18 protein-coding genes are annotated in these 18274 nt (G+C 61.7%); 11 read left to right on the top strand and 7 right to left on the bottom strand.

Annotated features, from left to right (window positions below; all coding sequences use genetic code 11):
- A partial coding sequence (locus tag Q0K06_RS02770; RefSeq protein WP_294548284.1) for a diaminopimelate decarboxylase occupies positions 1-1012 on the top strand: 1012 nt, incomplete at its 5' end.
- A 64-nt stretch (positions 1013-1076) separates the two neighbouring features.
- Here Q0K06_RS02770 and Q0K06_RS02765 read toward each other — a convergent pair.
- Complete coding sequence (locus Q0K06_RS02765) at positions 1077-1580, bottom strand: hypothetical protein (RefSeq protein WP_294548281.1); 504 nt, start codon at positions 1578-1580, stop codon at positions 1077-1079.
- Positions 1581-1855: 275 nt separating this feature from the next.
- Here Q0K06_RS02765 and thyA point away from each other — a divergent pair, with 275 nt between their 5' ends.
- Genes thyA through Q0K06_RS02745 form a run of 4 tightly spaced genes read left to right on the top strand, consistent with a single transcriptional unit; the run spans position 1856 to position 4209 of the window.
- Entirely contained in the window at positions 1856-2686 is an 831-nt protein-coding gene (gene thyA, locus Q0K06_RS02760; RefSeq protein ID WP_294548278.1) for a thymidylate synthase, read from the top strand.
- Positions 2687-2699: 13 nt separating this feature from the next.
- Positions 2700-3155, top strand: a complete 456-nt coding sequence (locus Q0K06_RS02755; RefSeq protein WP_294548276.1) for a DUF523 domain-containing protein — start codon at positions 2700-2702, stop codon at positions 3153-3155.
- Positions 3156-3635: a dihydrofolate reductase gene (locus Q0K06_RS02750; RefSeq protein WP_294548274.1), complete on the top strand. Its 480-nt coding sequence runs from the start codon at positions 3156-3158 to the stop codon at positions 3633-3635. It abuts the gene before it with no gap.
- 4 nt (positions 3636-3639) lie between these two features.
- Positions 3640-4209, top strand: a complete 570-nt coding sequence (locus Q0K06_RS02745; protein WP_294548270.1) for an NUDIX hydrolase — start codon at positions 3640-3642, stop codon at positions 4207-4209.
- Between the two features lie 48 nt (positions 4210-4257).
- On the opposite strand, the gene Q0K06_RS02740 is transcribed toward Q0K06_RS02745, so the two are convergent.
- From Q0K06_RS02740 to Q0K06_RS02715, 6 genes are all read right to left on the bottom strand, one after another.
- A complete protein-coding gene (locus tag Q0K06_RS02740) occupies positions 4258-4875 on the bottom strand; it encodes an aromatic acid exporter family protein (protein ID WP_294548266.1) in 618 nt (205 codons plus the stop codon).
- 222 nt (positions 4876-5097) lie between these two features.
- Positions 5098-6324 (bottom strand): MFS transporter, encoded by a 1227-nt coding sequence (locus tag Q0K06_RS02735; RefSeq protein ID WP_294548263.1) that lies wholly within the window; start codon positions 6322-6324, stop codon positions 5098-5100.
- A gap of 4 nt (positions 6325-6328) precedes the next feature.
- Positions 6329-7564, bottom strand: coding sequence for a DHHW family protein (locus tag Q0K06_RS02730; protein WP_294548260.1), 1236 nt, complete (start codon positions 7562-7564; stop codon positions 6329-6331).
- Between the two features lie 12 nt (positions 7565-7576).
- A complete protein-coding gene (locus Q0K06_RS02725; RefSeq protein WP_294548257.1) occupies positions 7577-8995 on the bottom strand; it encodes an MBOAT family O-acyltransferase in 1419 nt (472 codons plus the stop codon).
- Positions 8996-9029: 34 nt separating this feature from the next.
- On the bottom strand, positions 9030-10094 hold the full coding sequence (locus Q0K06_RS02720) for an acyltransferase family protein (protein ID WP_294548254.1): 1065 nt from the start codon (positions 10092-10094) through the stop codon (positions 9030-9032).
- Positions 10095-10099: 5 nt separating this feature from the next.
- Positions 10100-10468 carry a VOC family protein gene (locus Q0K06_RS02715; protein WP_294548251.1) on the bottom strand — a complete coding sequence of 123 codons (369 nt, stop codon included), beginning with the start codon at positions 10466-10468 and terminating at the stop codon, positions 10100-10102.
- A gap of 464 nt (positions 10469-10932) precedes the next feature.
- Between Q0K06_RS02715 and mraZ the strand changes: the two genes are divergently transcribed.
- The 6 genes from mraZ to mraY all read left to right on the top strand — a co-directional run bounded on the left by mraZ (position 10933) and on the right by mraY (position 18266).
- Complete coding sequence (mraZ, locus tag Q0K06_RS02710) at positions 10933-11355, top strand: division/cell wall cluster transcriptional repressor MraZ (protein WP_006574889.1); 423 nt, start codon at positions 10933-10935, stop codon at positions 11353-11355.
- Between the two features lies 1 nt (position 11356).
- The gene (gene rsmH, locus Q0K06_RS02705) at positions 11357-12298 is read left to right on the top strand and encodes a 16S rRNA (cytosine(1402)-N(4))-methyltransferase RsmH (protein WP_294548249.1); all 942 of its coding nucleotides are present in this window, start codon (positions 11357-11359) and stop codon (positions 12296-12298) included.
- A gap of 65 nt (positions 12299-12363) precedes the next feature.
- Complete coding sequence (locus Q0K06_RS02700; protein ID WP_294548247.1) at positions 12364-12936, top strand: hypothetical protein; 573 nt, start codon at positions 12364-12366, stop codon at positions 12934-12936.
- A 263-nt stretch (positions 12937-13199) separates the two neighbouring features.
- Positions 13200-15581, top strand: a complete 2382-nt coding sequence (locus Q0K06_RS02695) for a penicillin-binding transpeptidase domain-containing protein (RefSeq protein ID WP_294548245.1) — start codon at positions 13200-13202, stop codon at positions 15579-15581.
- Between the two features lie 103 nt (positions 15582-15684).
- Positions 15685-17145, top strand: coding sequence for a UDP-N-acetylmuramoyl-L-alanyl-D-glutamate--2,6-diaminopimelate ligase (locus Q0K06_RS02690; RefSeq protein WP_294548243.1), 1461 nt, complete (start codon positions 15685-15687; stop codon positions 17143-17145).
- 134 nt (positions 17146-17279) lie between these two features.
- Positions 17280-18266, top strand: a complete 987-nt coding sequence (mraY, locus tag Q0K06_RS02685; RefSeq protein ID WP_294548241.1) for a phospho-N-acetylmuramoyl-pentapeptide-transferase — start codon at positions 17280-17282, stop codon at positions 18264-18266.
- Positions 18267-18274 lie beyond the last annotated feature (8 nt).

The following is an 18274-nucleotide window of genomic DNA, read 5'->3' as shown; positions in this document are numbered from 1 at the left end:
GGCCGACCGCTGCGGCTTCTCCGGCAGCGAGATCATGTTCTCCTCCAACGACACCCCTGCTGAGGAGTTCGCCCTGGCCGCCAAGCTGGGCGCCACCATCAACCTGGACGACTTCACCCACATTGACTTTCTTAAAGACACCATCGGCTATATCCCTGAGACCATCTCCTGCCGCTTCAATCCCGGCGGCACCTTCTCTATCGGTGCGTCCGAGGAGGGCTTTCAGGTGATGGACAACCCCGGCGAGGCCAAGTACGGCTTCACCCGGGAGCAGCTTTTCGAGGGCTTCAAGAAGCTGAAGGCCATGGGCGCCAAGCACTTCGGCATCCACGCATTCCTGGCCTCCAACACCCTGAGCAACGAGTACTACCCCACTCTGGCGGGCATCCTGTTCCAGCTGGCTGTAGACCTGAAGAAGGAGACCGGCTGCGACATCCGCTTTATCAACCTGTCCGGCGGCGTGGGCGTACCTTACCGCCCTGAGCAGCCCGCCAACGACATTGCTGCCATCGGCGAGGGCGTGCGCAGGCAGTACGAGTCTATCCTCACCCCCGCCGGCATGGGCGACGTGGCCATCTTCACCGAGCTGGGCCGGTTCATGCTGGCCCCCTACGGCTGCCTGGTGACCAAAGTTACCCACTTCAAGCACACCTACAAGGAGTATGTGGGCGTGGACGCCTGCGCCGCCAACCTGATGCGACCCGCCATGTACGGCGCCTATCACCACATCACCGTCATGGGCAAGGAGGACGCTCCCTGCGACCACAAGTACGACGTCACCGGTTCCCTGTGCGAGAATAACGACAAGTTTGCCATAGACCGGATGCTGCCCAAAATTGACCTGGGCGACCTGCTGGTCATTCACGATACCGGCGCCCACGGCTTCTCCATGGGCTACAACTATAACGGCCGGCTCCGCTCCGCCGAGGTTCTGCTGAGGGAGGACGGGTCCACCGAGCTCATCCGCCGGGCCGAGACGCCTGACGACTATTTTGCCACTCTGATCTGGTAAGACTGCACAACAAAAAATGCCCGGCCGCGCTCCCTTCTCGGAGAAGGCGGCCGGGCGTTTTCTGTTACAGGGGCAGGAAAAAGAAAAGAATCAGGAGCAGGATGGACGCGCCGAAGAGCGCAAGCTCAAGCGCCAGATCCGTTCTGCGCCGCATGTCCCGGCGGCACTCCAGCCAGACGGGCACATAGGAGCCGGAGAACATCTGGTAGAGCACGACTACCCGCAGAGTCACATCGAAAGCCGAGATCGCCAGACTGGCATAGCCCAGAGGGTCCGTAGGTGCCATAGCATTCTGGTACCGGGGGAGAATCCAGTTGCTGAAGGCGGCGATCTGCTCAAAGCCCATGAGGCAGAATACCACCAGAGCGGCCCGATTACCCCGGTAGAGGGCCCACAGCACCACGGCGGAGGGCAGAGGGGCGGCCAGGGCGGCCAGAACCGCCAGAGGCGCCGGGCTGCCGCCGGCCCGGATGAGCGGAATCAGCGCCTGGGCAAACTGAGCCACAAAAATCAGCCACAGCAGGGCTCGGAGCAGAAAACGGCCCTTCTGGGCCCGGATATCATGCATTTCCTTCACCTCTCCAGAGGTCCGGCGGCGCGGACGTTTTTTTCATTTTATCATAAACACCGGAGCGCGCCAAGAGGAAAGGACAGCGAAAGCGCTTGCACCGGAGCGCGCCGTATAATAAAATAATGTCTGCTGAACAAAACGCAAAGCGGCTTATTCGTGGGCGGCGGCCGCGCAATTCCACAAAAGAGACGCAAAGGAGCTTTTGTGGAATTCAGCTATTGCTGCGGTGCGCGTCAAAATAGACCGGAACGAATACAACGGGAGGAACCCATATGAGCTACGCCGACGAGAGATTTATCCAGAACTGCAAAGACATCCTCGCCCACGGGACCTGGGACACGGACCAGGCGGTCCGCCCCCGGTGGGACGACGGAGCCCCCGCTCACACCATCAAGCTCTTCGGCGTGGTGAACCGGTACGACCTGAAGAAGGAGTTCCCCGTCCAGACCATCCGGAAGATGGCCTTCAGGAGCTCCCTGGACGAGCTGCTGTGGATCTGGCAGAAGAAGTCCAACAACATCCACGACCTGAACAGCCACATCTGGGACGCCTGGGCCGACGAAACAGGCTCCATCGGCAAGGCCTACGGCTACCAGCTGGGGGTGAAGCACATTTATCCCGAGGGAGGGTTTGACCAGGTGGACCGTGTGCTCTACGACCTGAGGCACAACCCCGCGTCCCGGCGGATTATGACCAATCTCTACAACCACCATGACCTCCACGACATGGCTCTTTACCCCTGCGCCTGGTCCATGACCTTCAACGTGACGGGCAGGACCCTCAACGCCATCCTCAACCAGCGCAGCCAGGACATGCTCACCGCCAACGGCTGGAACGTGATGCAGTACGCCGCCCTGGTCCACATGCTGGCCCGGGTGTCCGGCCTGGAGGCGGGGGAGCTGGTCCACGTCATTGCCGACGCCCACATCTACGACCGGCACGTGCCCGTTGTGGAGGAGATTATCGCCCGCAAGCCATACGATGCCCCCAAGCTGTGGATGGACCCGGCAGTGGACGACTTCTACGCCTTCACACGGGACAGTCTGAAGCTGGAGGGGTACCAATATCACCCCCTGAATGTGAAGATTCCGGTGGCGGTGTAAGGAGGAAGGGCAGATGCGGATTCTGTTGTCGGCCTGTCTGCTGGGCCTGACATGCCGGTACAGCGGGGACGGCAAGGCCTTCCCACCCCTGGCGGAGCTGCTGAACCGGGCGGATTTGAGCTTTGTGCCCGTGTGTCCCGAGCAGCTGGGCGGCCTGTCCACGCCCCGTCCGCCCGCTGAACGGGTGGGGGAGCGGGTGCTTACACGGGACGGGGCCGACGTGACGGAGCAGTACGTCCGGGGTGCGGCCCAGGCGGAGGAGCTGGCCCGGCTGATGGGCTGCCGGTGCGCCCTGCTGAAGGCCCGCAGCCCCTCCTGCGGCAGCGGCGTTATCTACGATGGCACCTTCACCGGGCGAAAAATCACCGGCGACGGCGTGACTGCCGCCCGGCTCAAGAGCGCCGGAATTCCGGTGTTTGACGAGGAGCACTGGACGGAATTCCTGGACTTTATCAAGGAGGAAGGATGAATGTACCTGATTGCGGCGGTGGATCGGAACTGGGCCATTGGTTATCAAAACAAACTGCTGGCGCGGATTTCCCCCGATTTGAAGCGGTTCAAGGCCCTGACCCTGGGGCACCCGGTGCTGCTGGGGCGGAGGACACTGGAGACCTTCCCCGGCGGGAAGCCTCTGCCCGGGCGGCAGAACTATATTCTCTCCACCAATCCGGACTACAGGGTGGAAAACGCCGTTGTGCTTCACAGCCTGGAGGAGGCCAGAGCGGCCTGCCCGGCGGATACCTTTGTCATCGGCGGCGGCCAGGTGTACCGGGAAGCCCTGGACTGGTGCGACACGGCCTATATCACCAAAATTCACGCCGCCTTTGAAGCTGACGCCTGGTTCCCCAACCTGGACACCCTGCCCGAGTGGGAGCTGGCAGAGGAGGAGCCGGCGCTGGAGGACGGGGGACTGTCCTTCCACTATGCCACCTACCGGAGGAAGGGGTGACGAGATGTACGCAGACGACATCCGGGCCTATCGCCCTCAGGACGAGCAGGAGGAGACCGACAGGCGGATTATTCTGGAGTATGTGGACCGGTACCCCGACACCGTGCTCACCCGGCAGAATGAGTACGCTCACATCACAAGCTCCGGCTTTGTGGTCAACGCCGATGCCACCAAGGTGCTCATGGCCCACCACAATATCTACAAGGTGTGGGCCTGGACCGGCGGCCACGCCGACGGGGACAGCGACCTGCTGGCTGTAGCCCTGCGGGAGGCCAGTGAGGAGACTGGAATCACCCATGTGCGCCCCCTTTCAAGCGATATCGCCTCTCTGGACATCCTGCCCGTGTGGGGGCACGTGAAGCGGGGGAAATACGTGGCGGCCCACCAGCACCTCAATGTGTCCTACCTGCTGACCGCCGACGAGAGCGACGCCCTCACCATCCGGGAGGGAGAGAACACCGGCGTGGCCTGGCTGCCCGCCGACCGCCTCACCGAGCTGACCAACGAGTGGCAGATGGACTATGTGTATCTCAAGCTGCTCCGCCGGGCCCGGGCTCTGCTGGGGCTGGAGTAAAGAATCGAAAAAGAGCGCCGGAACCCTGGGTCCGGCGCTCTTTTTCTTTCAGTCGGTCCGGCTTTCGTCTTGGCCTCTGTCAGGGGTGCTCCGGCCCGTCCGCTCCCGCCACCGCTGACGCTTCTTCTCCAGGGAGCGGAAATGGTGTTCTTTCAGATGCTGGAAGGTGAAGCCGCCGGGGAACAGGCTGTTGACCACCATGGCCGCCACCACGCCGATGGCGGTGTCCAGGATGCGGTTGAGGGCGTAGCTGATGTAAGTGTCCGGCGGGGTGTTGAACAGCAGAAGGCACAGCACCACGCCGCCGGGCTGCACGCCGCCCACCCAGAAGATCTGACACAGGAGAATCAGAATGACCACGCCCACGAACACCAGGGGCACCAGCAGCAGAGAGTGGCCGCCGTTCGGGTAGAAAATGAGATAGACCCGGAACAGAGCCATGCCCAGCAGGCCGCCGATGAGGGTGCCGAAGAGGCGGTTGCCGCCGTGAAGCCGGGAATTTTCCAGGTCGCTTCCCATACCGAAGATGGCGCCGATACAGGCAAAGGCGGGGCTGCGGTCCAGGAAGAAGTACACCAGGGCGCACAGGGCTGCGGCGGTGGCTGTTTTGATATTGCGCATGCCCACCCTGGGCAGAGAGCGGGGCGCTGGTTTGTTTTCACTCATGTTAGAATCGCTCCAACTCCGAAATTTCTGGAAGCTTGTTCCAGATGCAAGCATTATATCATGGGAAAAAGGCGCTTGGGAAGAGCGGACAATGAGTTTAGCATAAAATAAATTAAGAAAACCGGGGCGCTCCGGCCCCGGTTCAGTTTGCTGAAAGTCTCGCGGCGTTCGTGCTGCCCGGAATTCCGGTACCTGAAAAACGCTTGCGGGCGGGCGTCAAATTCATCCAGAGAGTCTGCGCTGTTCCGATTTTTTGCTCAGCGCCAGTGCGGCGGCCGACAGTACGGCGGCGAGGCAGCCCAGCACAATGCAGCACAGCAGCATCAGGTTGGCCCCGCCCATATCCAGGGACAGGCCGCTGATATAGCTGCCCAGCATGCCGCCCATACCGTTGGAGGCCACCATCATCACCGTCTGGCCCCGCACCCGGTCGGCCTGGGGAACCGACTCGTTGACAAAGTACACCGACGCCGGGGTGAACAGGCCGTACCCCAGCATCTGGAGGGGCTGGGTCAGGAACACGGTGGCCAGGTTGAAGGACAGCAGCAGCGCCGCCGCCTTGAGCACGGTGAACACCATGCTGATGAGGATGAGTTTTCCGCTGCCCAGGCGGCGGAGCATACGCTGGAAGAAGAAGGCGGTGGGCAGTTCAAAGCCGCCCATGATAAACAGCGCCACGCCCAGGTCGGCACTGTTGCCGCCGCGGCTCTCCACCACGTTGACCAGAAAGTTGGACATGGGCAGGCAGGCGGTGAGACCCAGCAGTATGGCCGCCAGCATGAGCGTGAAGGGAGGGTTGCTTTTTAGCAGGTACCAAACCGAGTGGGGCTTCTCCGCCGGAGGCGCGTCCGCTGGCGCAGGGGCAGCGCGGAAGGCGGGGTAGGAGATAGTCAGAGCGATAACCGCTGCCACCAGCGCCGTATGGGTCACGAGGGTGCTCTCCACGCCCATGGCCTGGGTCTGAAAGCCCAGAATGACGCAGGTGACGGCATAAGCCATGGAGCCGATGCCCCGGCCCAGACTGTATCGGATGGGCATGCCTGCGTTGATGAACTGGATGGCCATGGCGTCCATCAGGGGATAAGCGGAGATCTCGAAGCCTCCCAGGATGATGAGAATAACGGCGGTGCCGCCCATGCCCATGGGCCAGAGGAGAAATGCCAGGGATGCGGCCAGAGACAGGGCCAGAGACAGGGCGACAATGACCTTCAGGGGAATCTCCGGGTGCCGGTCGGCAAAGCCGCCCAGCAGAGGCTGGCAGATAATGCCCGCCAGACAGCGGATGGCGATAAGCAGGCCAATCTGGCTGTTGGAGAAGCCCCGCTCTCCCAGCAGGGCGGCCAGGTAGGCGCAGATGGCGGCAAACATGGCCCAGTAGCCAATCTGCATGACAATATAGTGCAGGTCCAGCCTGCGGAGGGAGGGCTGTGGGGCGTTCAATCCGTTCACCTCGTCAATAGCGGAATTCCGGCTTTGTGTCGGCGCCGAAGAACTGGAACAGCTCGGGCAGGCGGGTGGAACTGGCGCAGTACATGACTACGACCATGTCCGGGTCCAGCCAGTCCATGTAGTCCATCAGGTTGTCCTTGAAGTAGCGCAGGTCAATGGTGATAAGCTCCGAGCAGTCCAGGGCCAGGAAGGGGGCCAGGATGCAGGAGTAGGAGTCCCGCACCAGCAGCACCCGGGGGCCGTCCGGGTTCAGGTGGTTGGTTATGCGGGCCAGATTGTAGTCCCCGCCGGCATAGAGGGTGTAGGGATTGCCGCCGAAATAGTCGATTTTTTCCACCCGTTCCGGGAACAGCAGGGACTCCTCAAAGGGGCCGGTGCGCTCAATGGCGTTGAGGGGAACCGAGTAGGTGAAGCTGGTCTCAAAGTTGGGCTTCCACAGGTTGATGCTGTCCACGCCGGTGTACAGGGTGCCCACCCGCTTGCCCTGGCTGCCCAGGAAGGAGTCCTCATAGGTGATTTTGGTGTAGCTGTCCGGGTCGGTATAGACCGGGCTGACGTCATAGCCCAAAATCTCCGACAGCCGCTGCGTCACCGCCTGATAGCCCACAAAGCCGCCCTCCGGGGTCCAGTGGTGGTCGGTGCGGAAGTAGAAGGGGAGGGCGCCGGGCGCCTGAGCCGCCTCCTCCAGCACGGGACGCAGGTCCAGAGTGTCTACACCCAGGTCATCCAGGGTGGAGAGGAGCAGGTCAGCGTTTTCATGGCCGTAGTCGGTGACCCCCTCAGGCAGCTCGTCGCCGCTCTGACTTACCTTCTGGGGGGCCTGGACGTAGAGCAGGGGGATGTCCTTTTCAGCCAGCTGTTCCTTGAAGTCGGCCACCGCCTGGGCGTGGGGCCGGGTATCGGTGGGACCGCCGTACAGGTTCTCAAAGGCCAGGGCTCCGTCCGCCAGCTTAATGACGGTGTAGTCCGCCTCCACGTCCTCCACCACCCGGCGGCCCATAAGCCTCTGGATGCCGCCATAGAGCTGGATGAAGTAGTGGTCCTTGTCCAGATCCTGGTTCAGGGCGTTCTCCGCGCCGGAGAGAAAGGTGGGCAGGTAGGAGAAATCCCGCCGCAGCTTTCCAAATTCGGCCCGCAGGTTGCCGCTGCCGCTGAAGAAGGCAGCCACAGCCACCACCAGTCCGGCGGCAATGCCCAGCAGGAAGAGGACGGCGGTGAGATTGGATTTCAGCTTATTCATGGTGCGTCCTCCTCAGAAATTAAAGTAGATGAAGGGGTTGTAGGTGCCCTTGATGGTGAAGCACACAGCCACCACAAAGACCGCCAGCAGGGCCAGGGTGGACACGCAGTCCCACACCGGCAGCAGCCTGCCGTCCGCCGCCACCGTCAGCTTTTTCCGAAACCAGGTGGCGGTGGGGGCGGCACAGAGTGCGGCGGCCAGGAGGATAATCCAGTACTCCCGCAGGTAGAGGGCCGCCTGGCTGCTCCACACCGGCATGGAGCCAATATGGAAGAGGGAGAGGAAATAGGACCCGGCGGCGGACAGGGAGTCAGACCGGAACACCACGCAGGTGAGCACAAAGGCAACCTGGGTGTAGAACCAGCCGATGGCCTTGGGCCAGCCCTTGCCCAGCCCGCCGTACTTCTCCAGCATGAGCAGGGCGTAGTTCAGCAGGCCCCAGACCACATAGGTCCAGTTGGCGCCGTGCCAGATGCCGGTGAGGAGCCACACCACAAAGATGTTGCGCACCACCTTCCACTGCTTGTCCACCCGGCTGCCGCCCAGGGGAAAGTAGACATAGTCCCGGAACCAGGAGGTGAGGGAGATGTGCCACCGGCGCCAGAATTCAGTGATCGAGGTGGAGATATAGGGGTAGTCGAAGTTCTCCAGGAAGTGGAAACCAAACATCCGGCCCAGACCGATGGCCATGTCGGAGTAGCCGCCGAAGTCGTAGTAGAGCTGGAGGATGTAGCACACGGCGCCGAGCCAGGCGAAGGCCACCGACTGGGGCTGGCCGTGGTTAAAAGCGGCGTCGGCCACAACGGCCAGCTGGTTGGACAGGATGACCTTTTTCCCCAGACCCACCAGGAAGCGCTGGACGCCGGCGGTGAAATCGCCCCAGTTCTCCCGGCGGTGGAGGATCTCCTCTGCCACCGTCTCATACTTCACGATGGGGCCGGCGATGAGCTGGGGGAAGAAGGAGACGTAGAGCCCCACGTTGAGCAGACTCTTCTGGGCCTCGCCGCGGCCTCTGGCCACGTCCAGTACATAGCTCATGGCCTGGAAGGTAAAGAAAGAGATGCCGATGGGCAGGTTGATGACGGGCACCGTCAGCTGGAGACCCAGCAGGTTCAGGTTGGTGAGGACAAAGGTCAGATACTTGAAGATGAACAGAATGGACAGGTTACAAATTACCGAGACGGTGACGGGGAGCCGCAGGCTGCGGCCGTGATTCTTCCAGGCGGCCACCCACAGGCCGAACAGATAATTGGCTACAATAGAGCCGATCATCACCAACACGAACCAGGGCTCACCCCAGGCATAGAAAAAGAGAGAGGCCAGGGTCAGAAAGATGTTCTGCCCCTGCCGCCACTTGCGCAGGGGGAGATAGTACACCAGAAGCACTACCGGCAGGAACAGAAACAGGAATACAGAGCTGGAAAAAAGCATGGGTCGAACTCCTTGCAGTGAAGATTAGGGCCTGTCAGGTGAGGTAGCGGCCCGCAAAGGGGATCTTGCTGATAAGCCAGGCCGCCGCCGCCGAGGGAACAAGCACCAGGACGGTGACGGCGGGCACCGCCAGCACCGGCGGCAGGGGCAGCTGCGTGATGCCAAAATGGCGGTAGGCCATGAGAAACAGGTCGTGAATCAGGTAGATGCCAAAGGTGATTTTGGCCAGCCCGGACAGGCTCTGCCGCCGGGAGCGCTCGTCGCTTACACCCAGCAGGTACCGGAACAGCACGAATACCGCCACCGCCATGGCAGCCACGTTGGGAGTCATATACTCGTACAGCACGCCGGACAGGGAGCCGCTCTGGAACGAGAGGACCCGGGTGCCCCAGATGGTGGCTGCCGCTCCGCCGATGCCCAGCAGGTAGAGAATGATCTCCGCCACCCGGCCTAACGTGAAGGTTTTCAGATAATAACCTGCCACATAGTACCCTACATAGCCCATGACCATGTGCAGGTTGAGCCGGGAGAGGTAGGTGGAGACGGTCTGGCTGGGCCGGAGCTGGAGCAGAAGGGGCAGCAGATAGGCCGCCACAAAGCACAGCAGGAAGAAGTAGTGGAAATCCCTCCGGGAGGCCCCCTGAACAAAAGCCCGGAGGATTGGGGTCACCAGGTAGAGGCCCAGGATGACATAGAGGAACCACAGGTGGTAGTGGGTGTTGCCCAGCAGGGCGGTGTACAGGGCGGAACGGATGCCGGCCCAGGTGAACGCGCCGTCCACCCGGCCGAAGTCCACGATGGCGTACACCGCGCCCCACACCACCAGGGCCACGAAGATGCGCAGGATATGGTGAAAGAACAGCTTGGGCAGAGTCAGGCTTCTCTTGGGGTCCAGCAGGAACATGCCGGAGAGCATGACAAACACGGGCACACACCAGCGCACCAGGCTGTCGTATACATTATATATGTCCCATGCGCCGCTCCCAACAGGTACATTGTAAATCCACAGGCTCACCACATGGATGACCGCCACCGCCGCGATGGAGAGCACCCGCAGCAGGTCGGCGTAGGCCAGACGGGCTTCAGAGGTCTTGGCCATGCCGGTCAGTCCTTGGCAGGGATGATCTCAATCCAGTAGCCGTCCGGGTCCTCAATAAAGTAGATGCCCATGGCCGGGTTCTCAAAGCACACGCAGCCCATCTCCTTGTGGCGGCGGTAGAGCTCGTCGTACCGGTCGGTGACAAAGGCCAGGTGGAACTCGCACTCCCCCAGGTCGTAGGGCTCAGTGCGGTCCTTCAGCCAGGTCAGCTCCAACTCAAAGCCGGTCTCCCCGTCCCCCAGGTACACCAGCTGGAAGGAGCCGTCCGCCGCCTCCTTGGTGCGCACCGGGGAGAGTTCCAGAGCCTCCCGGTAAAAGGCCAGAGACTTGTCCAGATTCAGAACGTTGAAGTTAAAGTGAGCAAAGCGCAGCATATAATTCACCTCATTGATAATCATGGATAAGATGCGGGGCAAATGACTGCCAAAAGACAACGCAGAGCATTATATCACATGATTTGGAAGTTGAACAGGGCAGGGGCGGAAAACCAGGAGCAGAAAATTTGCCGGAGGCCGGAAAAAGACGAATGGGCTGGTAACAGGGAAAGAAGAAAGTGGATGCAAATGTGGAAAAAGTAACGAGCTTTGGCCCCTTTGGCAGAAAGGAGACATAAAACAGGATAATTGGTCAGGAGTTCTGCTTTACAAAAATAATCGAACATACGTTTCTTGTGCGGAAATCACTTGTTTTCACACGAAAATACCGGGGTTGGCAGGGAAAAAAGAGTTAAAAAAGGGTTGCAATTTGGTTACATAACAATTATACTAAAAACACTGGTGGGGGAAAATGGAGCCTGCCATAGCCCAGAGGGGGGAAAGTGGAGGAGAGGTGAAGGGGAATGATGAGCGCCACCGGCACTTACGAGCACAGTCTCGACGCCAAGGGCCGTCTGTTCATTCCCGCTCAGCTCCGCCGCGAGCTGGGGGACACCCTCTATGTCACCATGGGCATTGACGGCTGCCTGGCCGTCTATCCCCAGGAGACCTGGGACACCTTTACCGCCAAATTCGCCGCCCTGCCCATGACGGAGTCGGTGGCCATGCGCCCCCTGTTCGCAAACGCCGCCAAGTGTGAGCCGGACAGCCAGGGCCGGATTGTCATCCCGGCCATGCTGCGAAAGTTTGCCGGCCTGGAAAAGGACGCGGTCATCACCGGCGTCCACAACCGGGCGGAGATCTGGAGCGCCGAGCGCTGGCAGGAGAAGCAGGAGGAGATCACCCCTGAGAAGATGAACGCCATCCTCAAGGGACTGGGGCTGTAATATGAGTGAGATGGAATTTTCCCACAAGCCGGTGCTGCTTCAGGAGTGCATCGACGGATTGAATATCGACTCCGCGGGCACCTATGTGGACGCCACCCTGGGCCGTGCCGGCCACTCCCGGGAGATTGCCCGGCGGCTGACCACGGGGCGGCTCATCTGCATCGACCGGGACCAGGCCGCGCTGGACGCGGCCCCCGGGCGGCTGGAGGGCCTGATGGACCGGGTGACTCTGGTTCACGGCAACTTCAGCGACCTGGCGGATATTCTGAACAGGCTGAAGCTGGACAAGCTGAGCGGCGTGCTGGCCGACTTGGGCGTGTCCTCCCCCCAGCTGGATGACGCCAGCCGCGGCTTCTCCTACATGGCCGACGCCCCCCTGGACATGAGAATGGACCAGTCCGAGGCCCTCACCGCCAGAACGGTGGTGAACGAGTGGCCCCAGGAGGAGATCCGGCGGATTCTGTTCCAGTTCGGCGAGGAGCGGTACGCGCCCGCCATCGCGGCGGCCATTGTCCGCGCCCGGGAAAAGGCCCCCATTGAGACCACCCTTGAGCTGGTGGATATCATCCGGTCGGCCATGCCAGCCCACGCCCTGCGGGAGAAGCAGCACCCGGCCAAGCGGTCCTTCCAGGCCATCCGCATCGCAGTGAACGACGAGCTCTCCGCTGTGGACAAGCTGATCCAGGCGGCGGTTCCGGCACTGGCGCCCGGCGGACGGCTGGCAATTATCTCCTTCCACTCACTGGAGGACCGGATCGTCAAAAACGCCTTCGCTGCCTTTGCAAAGGGCTGTACCTGTCCGCCTGACTTCCCGGTGTGTGTGTGCGGGAAGAAGCCGGTCATCCGGCTGGTGAACAGAAAGCCCATTGTGTCCGGCGAGGAAGAACTCAACGAAAACGCCCGCGCCCGCAGCGCCAAGCTGCGTATTGCGGAAAAACTGTAATAATAGAGAACGGGAAGGGCCGGCCTTCCTGATACGCATCTGCAAAAGAATGGAGTGGACGCCCCATGGCAACTGCCGCAGTCCGAAAAAGACGCTATAATACGCCCCGCGCTACCTATGACAGCGTGGCCTATGATCTGAGCTACACTGACGCGGCGGCAAATTCTCTGCGGGGCGGTGAACAGACCCGGACCCGTCCTCTGGTACGGCCCAGAGACCGGGCGGCGGTGCGGCCCAAGGCACGGGTGCGGGAGGCGGGGGCCGTCTCCCCCTTCGCAGTGGTGGGCTTCCTGGCCATCGGCGTGTTTGCCGTACTGGTGCTGCTCAGCTCCATCCAGCTTACCTCCCTGTCTGACGATATCGCCAGCCTGAAGAGCGACCTGTCCGAGCTGGAAGAGCAGGAGAGCTATCTCCGCACCCAGTACGAGCTGGCCTTTGACCTGGCCAGCATTGAGACTGCGGTGACCTCCGACGGCTCTATGGTTAAGCCCCAGGCAGGGCAGATTCTCTACCTGGACCTGTCCGAGCCGGACAGCGTGGTGCTGTTCAGCGAGGAGGAGACCCCGGTCCAGGGCCTGAATGGCGCCCTCCAGGGTATCAAAGATATCCTGGGCAATGTGGTGGAATATTTCAAGTAAGCCACCCCATATAGTTTTGTAAGACCCGAAAAGAGAAAAAGGGTTGCACCCGCAGCCCACACAGAGAGGGCGTAAGAAAAAACGGATTTTTCTTACGCCCTCGGTATTTAAGCGGGGGACAGCGGCGGAGACGGAGAAAGCAGGGCGGGAATCGTGCGAAAGTGGGCGGAGCTCCCGCTTTCGCGTGGAATTGCCCGCCCGCAGAGGTCCCGCCGCGTAAAGAGAGACAGACAGCGCGTTTTTACAGGCGCAGAGGTGATCATATGATGAACGGCGAAAAGAAACAGAAGCAGCAACCGGACCGGAGGGGAAACCGCACCATTCTGGGGCGGACCGTCTTTCTGATGGCTATTTTTGGCGTGGTGATTTTCATCCCCCTGCTGGTCCGGCTGTACGACCTTCAAATCACCAACCATGAGTACTACCAGGAGCTGGCTATCAGCCAGCAGACCAGAGACGTGGCGGTGACGGCCAACCGGGGCACCATCTATGACAGCAAGGGAACCCCTTTGGCCCTGAGCTCCACGGCTTACGACATCATTGTCTCCCCCCGGGATCTGAATACCGTCCAGGAGAACTATCAGAAAAAGGCAGAGGCCTATCAGAAGGGAGACAGCAAGACGGCACCCGGCCCCGAGCCCACCGACGAGGCGGTTGCATCCGGCCTCGCAGAGATTTTGGGCCTGGACAAGGACACCATCCTCCTCCGCCTCCAGAAGGACACCTCCTATGTGCGCCTGGCAGCCAAGGTGGAGCAGGACGTGAATGAGCAGGTCATGGCCTTCAAACTGGAGTATGGGCTGTCCAACGCCCTCTACTCCACCCCTACCTCCAAGCGGTACTACCCCCACTCCAGCCTGGCCGCCCAGGTCATCGGCTTTGTCAACGCGGAGAACGAGGGCGCATACGGTATGGAGGCCTACTACGACAGCGTGCTCTCCGGCGAGACCGGCCGCGTGGTGACCGCCAAGAACGGCAACGGCACCGAGATGCTCTCCCGCTATGAGAACTACTACGACGCCACCGACGGCAATAACCTGAACCTGACCATTGACGCCACCATCCAGTACTACTGCGAGCGGGCCCTGGAGAAGGGCATCGAGATGTACGACGTGCAGAACGGCGGCTTTGCCATCGCCATGGACCCCAACACCGGGGCTATTCTGGCCTGGGCCAACTCCCCCACCTATGACCTGAACAACCCCAGCCAGGTCACCGACCCGGACACCCTGGCCGAGCTGGACACCCTGAAGGCCACCTACGGCGAGGACAGCGACGAGTACAAAGAGGCCCTGGGCAGCGCCCAGCTGCTCCAGTGGCGCAACAAGGCCATCAACGACACCTACGAACCCGGCTCCACCTTCAAGTCCGTGGTGCTGGCCGCTGCTCTGGAGGAGGGCGTGGTCAGCGAGAGCGACACCTTCAGCTGCACCGGATCGGTGGTTATTGCCGGAGAGACCATACGTTGTTCTGACCGAAAGGGCCACGGCACCCAGACCCTGGCCAAGGCGGTGGCCAACTCCTGCAACCCGGCCTTTATCGCCATCGGCCAGCGGCTGGGAGCGGAGAAGTTCTACGACTACCTGGAGGATTTCGGCTTTCTGGAGCTGACAGGCATTGACATGCAGGGTGAGGCCGGCAGTACGGTGTGGTCCCGGGACTTCTTTACCGGCCCCTACGGCGAGGCATCCCTGGCCACCGCCTCTTTCGGCCAGCGTTTCAACGTGACCCCCATCCAGCTCATCACCGCCGCCTCCGCCGTCATCAACGGCGGCCACCTGATGCAGCCATATGTGCTGGAGTCCATCACCGACGCCGACGGCAATGTGCTCCAGAGCACCGAGCCCACCGAGCGCCGCCAGGTGATCAGTGAGGCAACCAGTGAGAAGTGCCGCACCATTCTGGAGGGCGTGGTCAACGGAGGCACCGGCAAGAACGCCTATCAGGCGGGCTACCGCATCGGCGGCAAGACCGGTTCCTCCGAGACCCTGGAGGACGACCACACCATCGTCTCCTTCCTGGGCTTTGCCCCGGCGGACGACCCCCAGGTGGTGGTTCTTATCGCCTTTGACAATCCCAAGCCTGTGTCCCCCGGCAGCAACTACACCGCCGGCGGCTACTATATCAGCGGCGGCGTCATGGGCGCCACCCGGGCCGGCGAGCTGCTGGCCAACATCCTGGACTACATGGGCGTGGAGAAGCAGTACACTGCCGAGGAGCTGTCGGGCGCCGACGTGCTGGCACCCAGCGTGGTGGGCCTGTCCGCAGCGGACGCCAAGGCCAAGGCGGAGGCCGCCGGACTCACGGTGCGCACTGTGGGCAGCGGCGAGACTGTCACCGACCAGATCCCAATCCAGGGCGCGTCTATCCCTGGCGGCAGCGAGATGGTGCTCTACCTGGGTGAGACAAAGCCCACCGACCAGGTGGAGGTGCCCAACCTGTCGGGCAAGTCACCCGAGACGGTGCGCCAGACACTCAGCAGCCTGGGCCTGTACATGAAGGCCACAGGCGTGTCCGACTACTACACCTCCAGTACCATCGCCGCGGGGCAGTCCATTGCCGCCGGCACCATGGTGGACCGGGGGACTGTGGTGGAGGTCCAGTTCATGGACAACACCGCAACCACCGCCGGCGCAGGCTTCTGAGCGGGCGGAGGCTGCCAAGAGAACCAGCCCGGTCCGGGATTTTGCCCCGGACCGGGCTGAAGCGAAGATTTCGGCTTTGCCGCAAAAAGTGAGGGGTGACAGCATGAGACTGAAGACGCTTTTGTCCGGCGTGGCCCTTCTCGGGGGCGCTGTGGACGAGGATGTGGAAATTTCAGGGATCAGCTACGACACCCGTACCATCCGGCCGGGGGAGCTCTTTGTGGCCCTCACCGGCTACAAGACCGACGGCCACCGCTTCCTCCGTGAGGCGGTGGAGAAGGGGGCGGCGGCGGTCATCTGCCATAAGGCCCCCGACGGGCCGGGGCCCTGGCTTGTGGCCGCCGATACCCGGGCCGCTCTGGCGGCGGTGTCCGCCAACTGGTTCGGTCATCCGGCCGGGAAACTAACCGTCATCGGCGTCACCGGCACCAACGGAAAGACCACCACCACCTATCTCCTGAAGGCTATGCTGGAGGGGGTGCTGGGGACGAAGGTGGGGCTCATCGGCACCAACCAGAACATGATTGGGGAGAAGGTCATTCCCGCCCACCGCACTACCCCGGAATCCTGGGAGGTGCAGAAGCTGCTGCGGGACATGGCGGACAGCGGCTGCACCCATGTGGTGATGGAGGTGTCCTCTCACGCACTGGCCCTCCGCCGGGTGGACGGCATCTTCTTTAAAGCCGGCATCTTTACCAACCTGACTCGGGACCATCTGGACTTCCACGGCACCATGGAGGAGTACCGGCGGGTGAAAGGCCTTCTCTTCCGCCAGACCGGTACAGCGGTGCTCAACCTGGATGACGAAGCCGGACGGTACTATGCCACCGCCGTCACCTGTCCGGCGGTGACCTACTCGGAGAACAAGGACCAGGCCGACGTGACCGCCAAAAACATCCGCCTGTTCCCCGACCGGGTGGAGTTTGAGGCTCTGACCGCCGGAGCCATTGCCCGGGTGCGCCTGCCGATCCCCGGCGGGTTTACCATCTATAACGCCCTGGGCGTTATTGCCTGCGGTCTGGCCCTGGGACTGCCTTTGCCGGCAGTATGCGCTTCGCTGGCAAAGGCCAAAGGGGTCAAGGGCCGCATTGAGGTGGTGCCCACGCCAACCGAGTACACGGTTATTATCGACTATGCCCACACTCCGGACGCCCTGGAGAATATTCTCACCACCGTCCGGGACTTCACGGCGGGGCGGGTTATCTGCCTGTTTGGCTGCGGCGGTGACCGGGACCGGACCAAGCGCCCCATAATGGGGGGGATTGCGGCGGAGCTGGCTGACCTGGTGGTGCTTACCTCAGACAATCCCCGCACCGAGGACCCGGAGGCCATTTTGTCCGATATTCAGGCGGGCATGGAGGGGAGCGGTACTCCCTGCATCGTGGTGCCCCACCGGCGGGAGGCTATCCGCCGGGCCTTGGACGAGGCCAGGCCAGGCGACACGGTGGTGCTGGCGGGCAAAGGTCACGAGACCTATCAGGAGATCGGCGCCGCGCGCCGCCACCTGGACGAGCGGGAGGAGGTGGCCGCCTATTTTGACGGCCAGTCCCGCAGCCGTCCATGAAAACCGGAAAACAGAAGGAAAATTTGTTGTTTTTTAAGTGGAAAACACCAGCTGGCTTATGGTAAAATACCACTTTGTGAAAACGGACCGGAGAAGCCCGGCGTGTGCGGGCGGAGGTTTGGGAGGTTCAAAAGATGAGATATGTAGTAAGCTTCCTGGTGGCCTTTGTGGTGGCCTTCCTGGCGGGTAAGGTACTGATTCCCCTGCTGCGCCGCCTGAAGGCGGGGCAGGGCGTGAAGGAATATGGCCCGGCCTGGCACAATTCCAAGCAGAATACCCCCACCATGGGCGGCCTGACCTTTATTGTGGGCATCACCGCGGCAGTACTCACCGTGGGGGGACAGGATATTGCCGCCGGAGCTTTCGGCGCCCTGTTTGTGCTGGTGTTCGCCCTGGTGTTCGGCGCCATCGGTTTCTTCGATGACTATATGAAGGTAAAGTACCATCACGGAGACGGCCTGTCCGCCGGGATGAAGTTTCTGCTCCAGCTGGCGGCCGCCATTGTATTCACTCTGCTGCTGCGCCACTTCGGCTACCTGAGCTTTGACCTGTATATCCCCTTTGTCAACATTACCCTGGACCTGCCTGAGTGGCTGTACATGGTCTTTGCCGCCTTTGTCATGGTGGGAACCGTCAACGCCGTCAACCTGACCGACGGCATTGACGGCCTGGCCACCGGCGTGACGATGCCTGTGGCCCTGTTCTTCCTGGCCGTGTCCGTCCTGTGGGGCGCCGCTGAGCTGGGGGTATTTGCCGCAGCTGTGTTCGGCGGCCTGTGCGCCTTCCTGATTTACAATTTTCACCCCGCCAAGGTATTTATGGGTGATACCGGCTCACTGTTCCTGGGCGGCGTGGTGTGCGGCATGGCCTTTGCCCTGGATATCCCCCTGCTGCTCATTCTGGTGGGCATCATCTACATCGCTGAGACATTGTCCGACATCATCCAGGTGACCTATTTCAAGCTGACCCACGGCAAGCGGATCTTCCGCATGGCCCCCCTGCACCACCACCTGGAGCTGGGCGGCTGGAGCGAGGTGAAGCTCTTCGCCGTCTTTACCCTGATTACGCTGGCAGCCTGCCTGCTGGCCTACTTCGGCCTTATCAACCGCTATCCGTTCTAAAGACTGAC

This window comes from uncultured Pseudoflavonifractor sp. (assembly GCF_944387805.1).
Classification (GTDB): domain Bacteria; phylum Bacillota; class Clostridia; order Oscillospirales; family Oscillospiraceae; genus Pseudoflavonifractor.
The sequence above is the reverse complement of the archived record's forward strand: the minus strand, read 5'-3'. Positions and strand labels throughout refer to the sequence as shown.

Coding starts and splice junctions, on each gene's coding strand:
- Q0K06_RS02765 (WP_294548281.1), bottom strand. CDS start 1,580: ATGCATGATATCCGGGCCCAGAAGGGCCGTTTTCTGCTCCGAGCCCTG.
- thyA (WP_294548278.1), top strand. CDS start 1,856: ATGAGCTACGCCGACGAGAGATTTATCCAGAACTGCAAAGACATCCTC.
- Q0K06_RS02755 (WP_294548276.1), top strand. CDS start 2,700: ATGCGGATTCTGTTGTCGGCCTGTCTGCTGGGCCTGACATGCCGGTAC.
- Q0K06_RS02750 (WP_294548274.1), top strand. CDS start 3,156: ATGTACCTGATTGCGGCGGTGGATCGGAACTGGGCCATTGGTTATCAA.
- Q0K06_RS02745 (WP_294548270.1), top strand. CDS start 3,640: ATGTACGCAGACGACATCCGGGCCTATCGCCCTCAGGACGAGCAGGAG.
- Q0K06_RS02740 (WP_294548266.1), bottom strand. CDS start 4,875: ATGAGTGAAAACAAACCAGCGCCCCGCTCTCTGCCCAGGGTGGGCATG.
- Q0K06_RS02730 (WP_294548260.1), bottom strand. CDS start 7,564: ATGAATAAGCTGAAATCCAATCTCACCGCCGTCCTCTTCCTGCTGGGC.
- Q0K06_RS02725 (WP_294548257.1), bottom strand. CDS start 8,995: ATGCTTTTTTCCAGCTCTGTATTCCTGTTTCTGTTCCTGCCGGTAGTG.
- Q0K06_RS02720 (WP_294548254.1), bottom strand. CDS start 10,094: ATGGCCAAGACCTCTGAAGCCCGTCTGGCCTACGCCGACCTGCTGCGG.
- Q0K06_RS02715 (WP_294548251.1), bottom strand. CDS start 10,468: ATGCTGCGCTTTGCTCACTTTAACTTCAACGTTCTGAATCTGGACAAG.
- mraZ (WP_006574889.1), top strand. CDS start 10,933: ATGATGAGCGCCACCGGCACTTACGAGCACAGTCTCGACGCCAAGGGC.
- rsmH (WP_294548249.1), top strand. CDS start 11,357: ATGAGTGAGATGGAATTTTCCCACAAGCCGGTGCTGCTTCAGGAGTGC.
- Q0K06_RS02700 (WP_294548247.1), top strand. CDS start 12,364: ATGGCAACTGCCGCAGTCCGAAAAAGACGCTATAATACGCCCCGCGCT.
- Q0K06_RS02695 (WP_294548245.1), top strand. CDS start 13,200: ATGATGAACGGCGAAAAGAAACAGAAGCAGCAACCGGACCGGAGGGGA.
- Q0K06_RS02690 (WP_294548243.1), top strand. CDS start 15,685: ATGAGACTGAAGACGCTTTTGTCCGGCGTGGCCCTTCTCGGGGGCGCT.
- mraY (WP_294548241.1), top strand. CDS start 17,280: ATGAGATATGTAGTAAGCTTCCTGGTGGCCTTTGTGGTGGCCTTCCTG.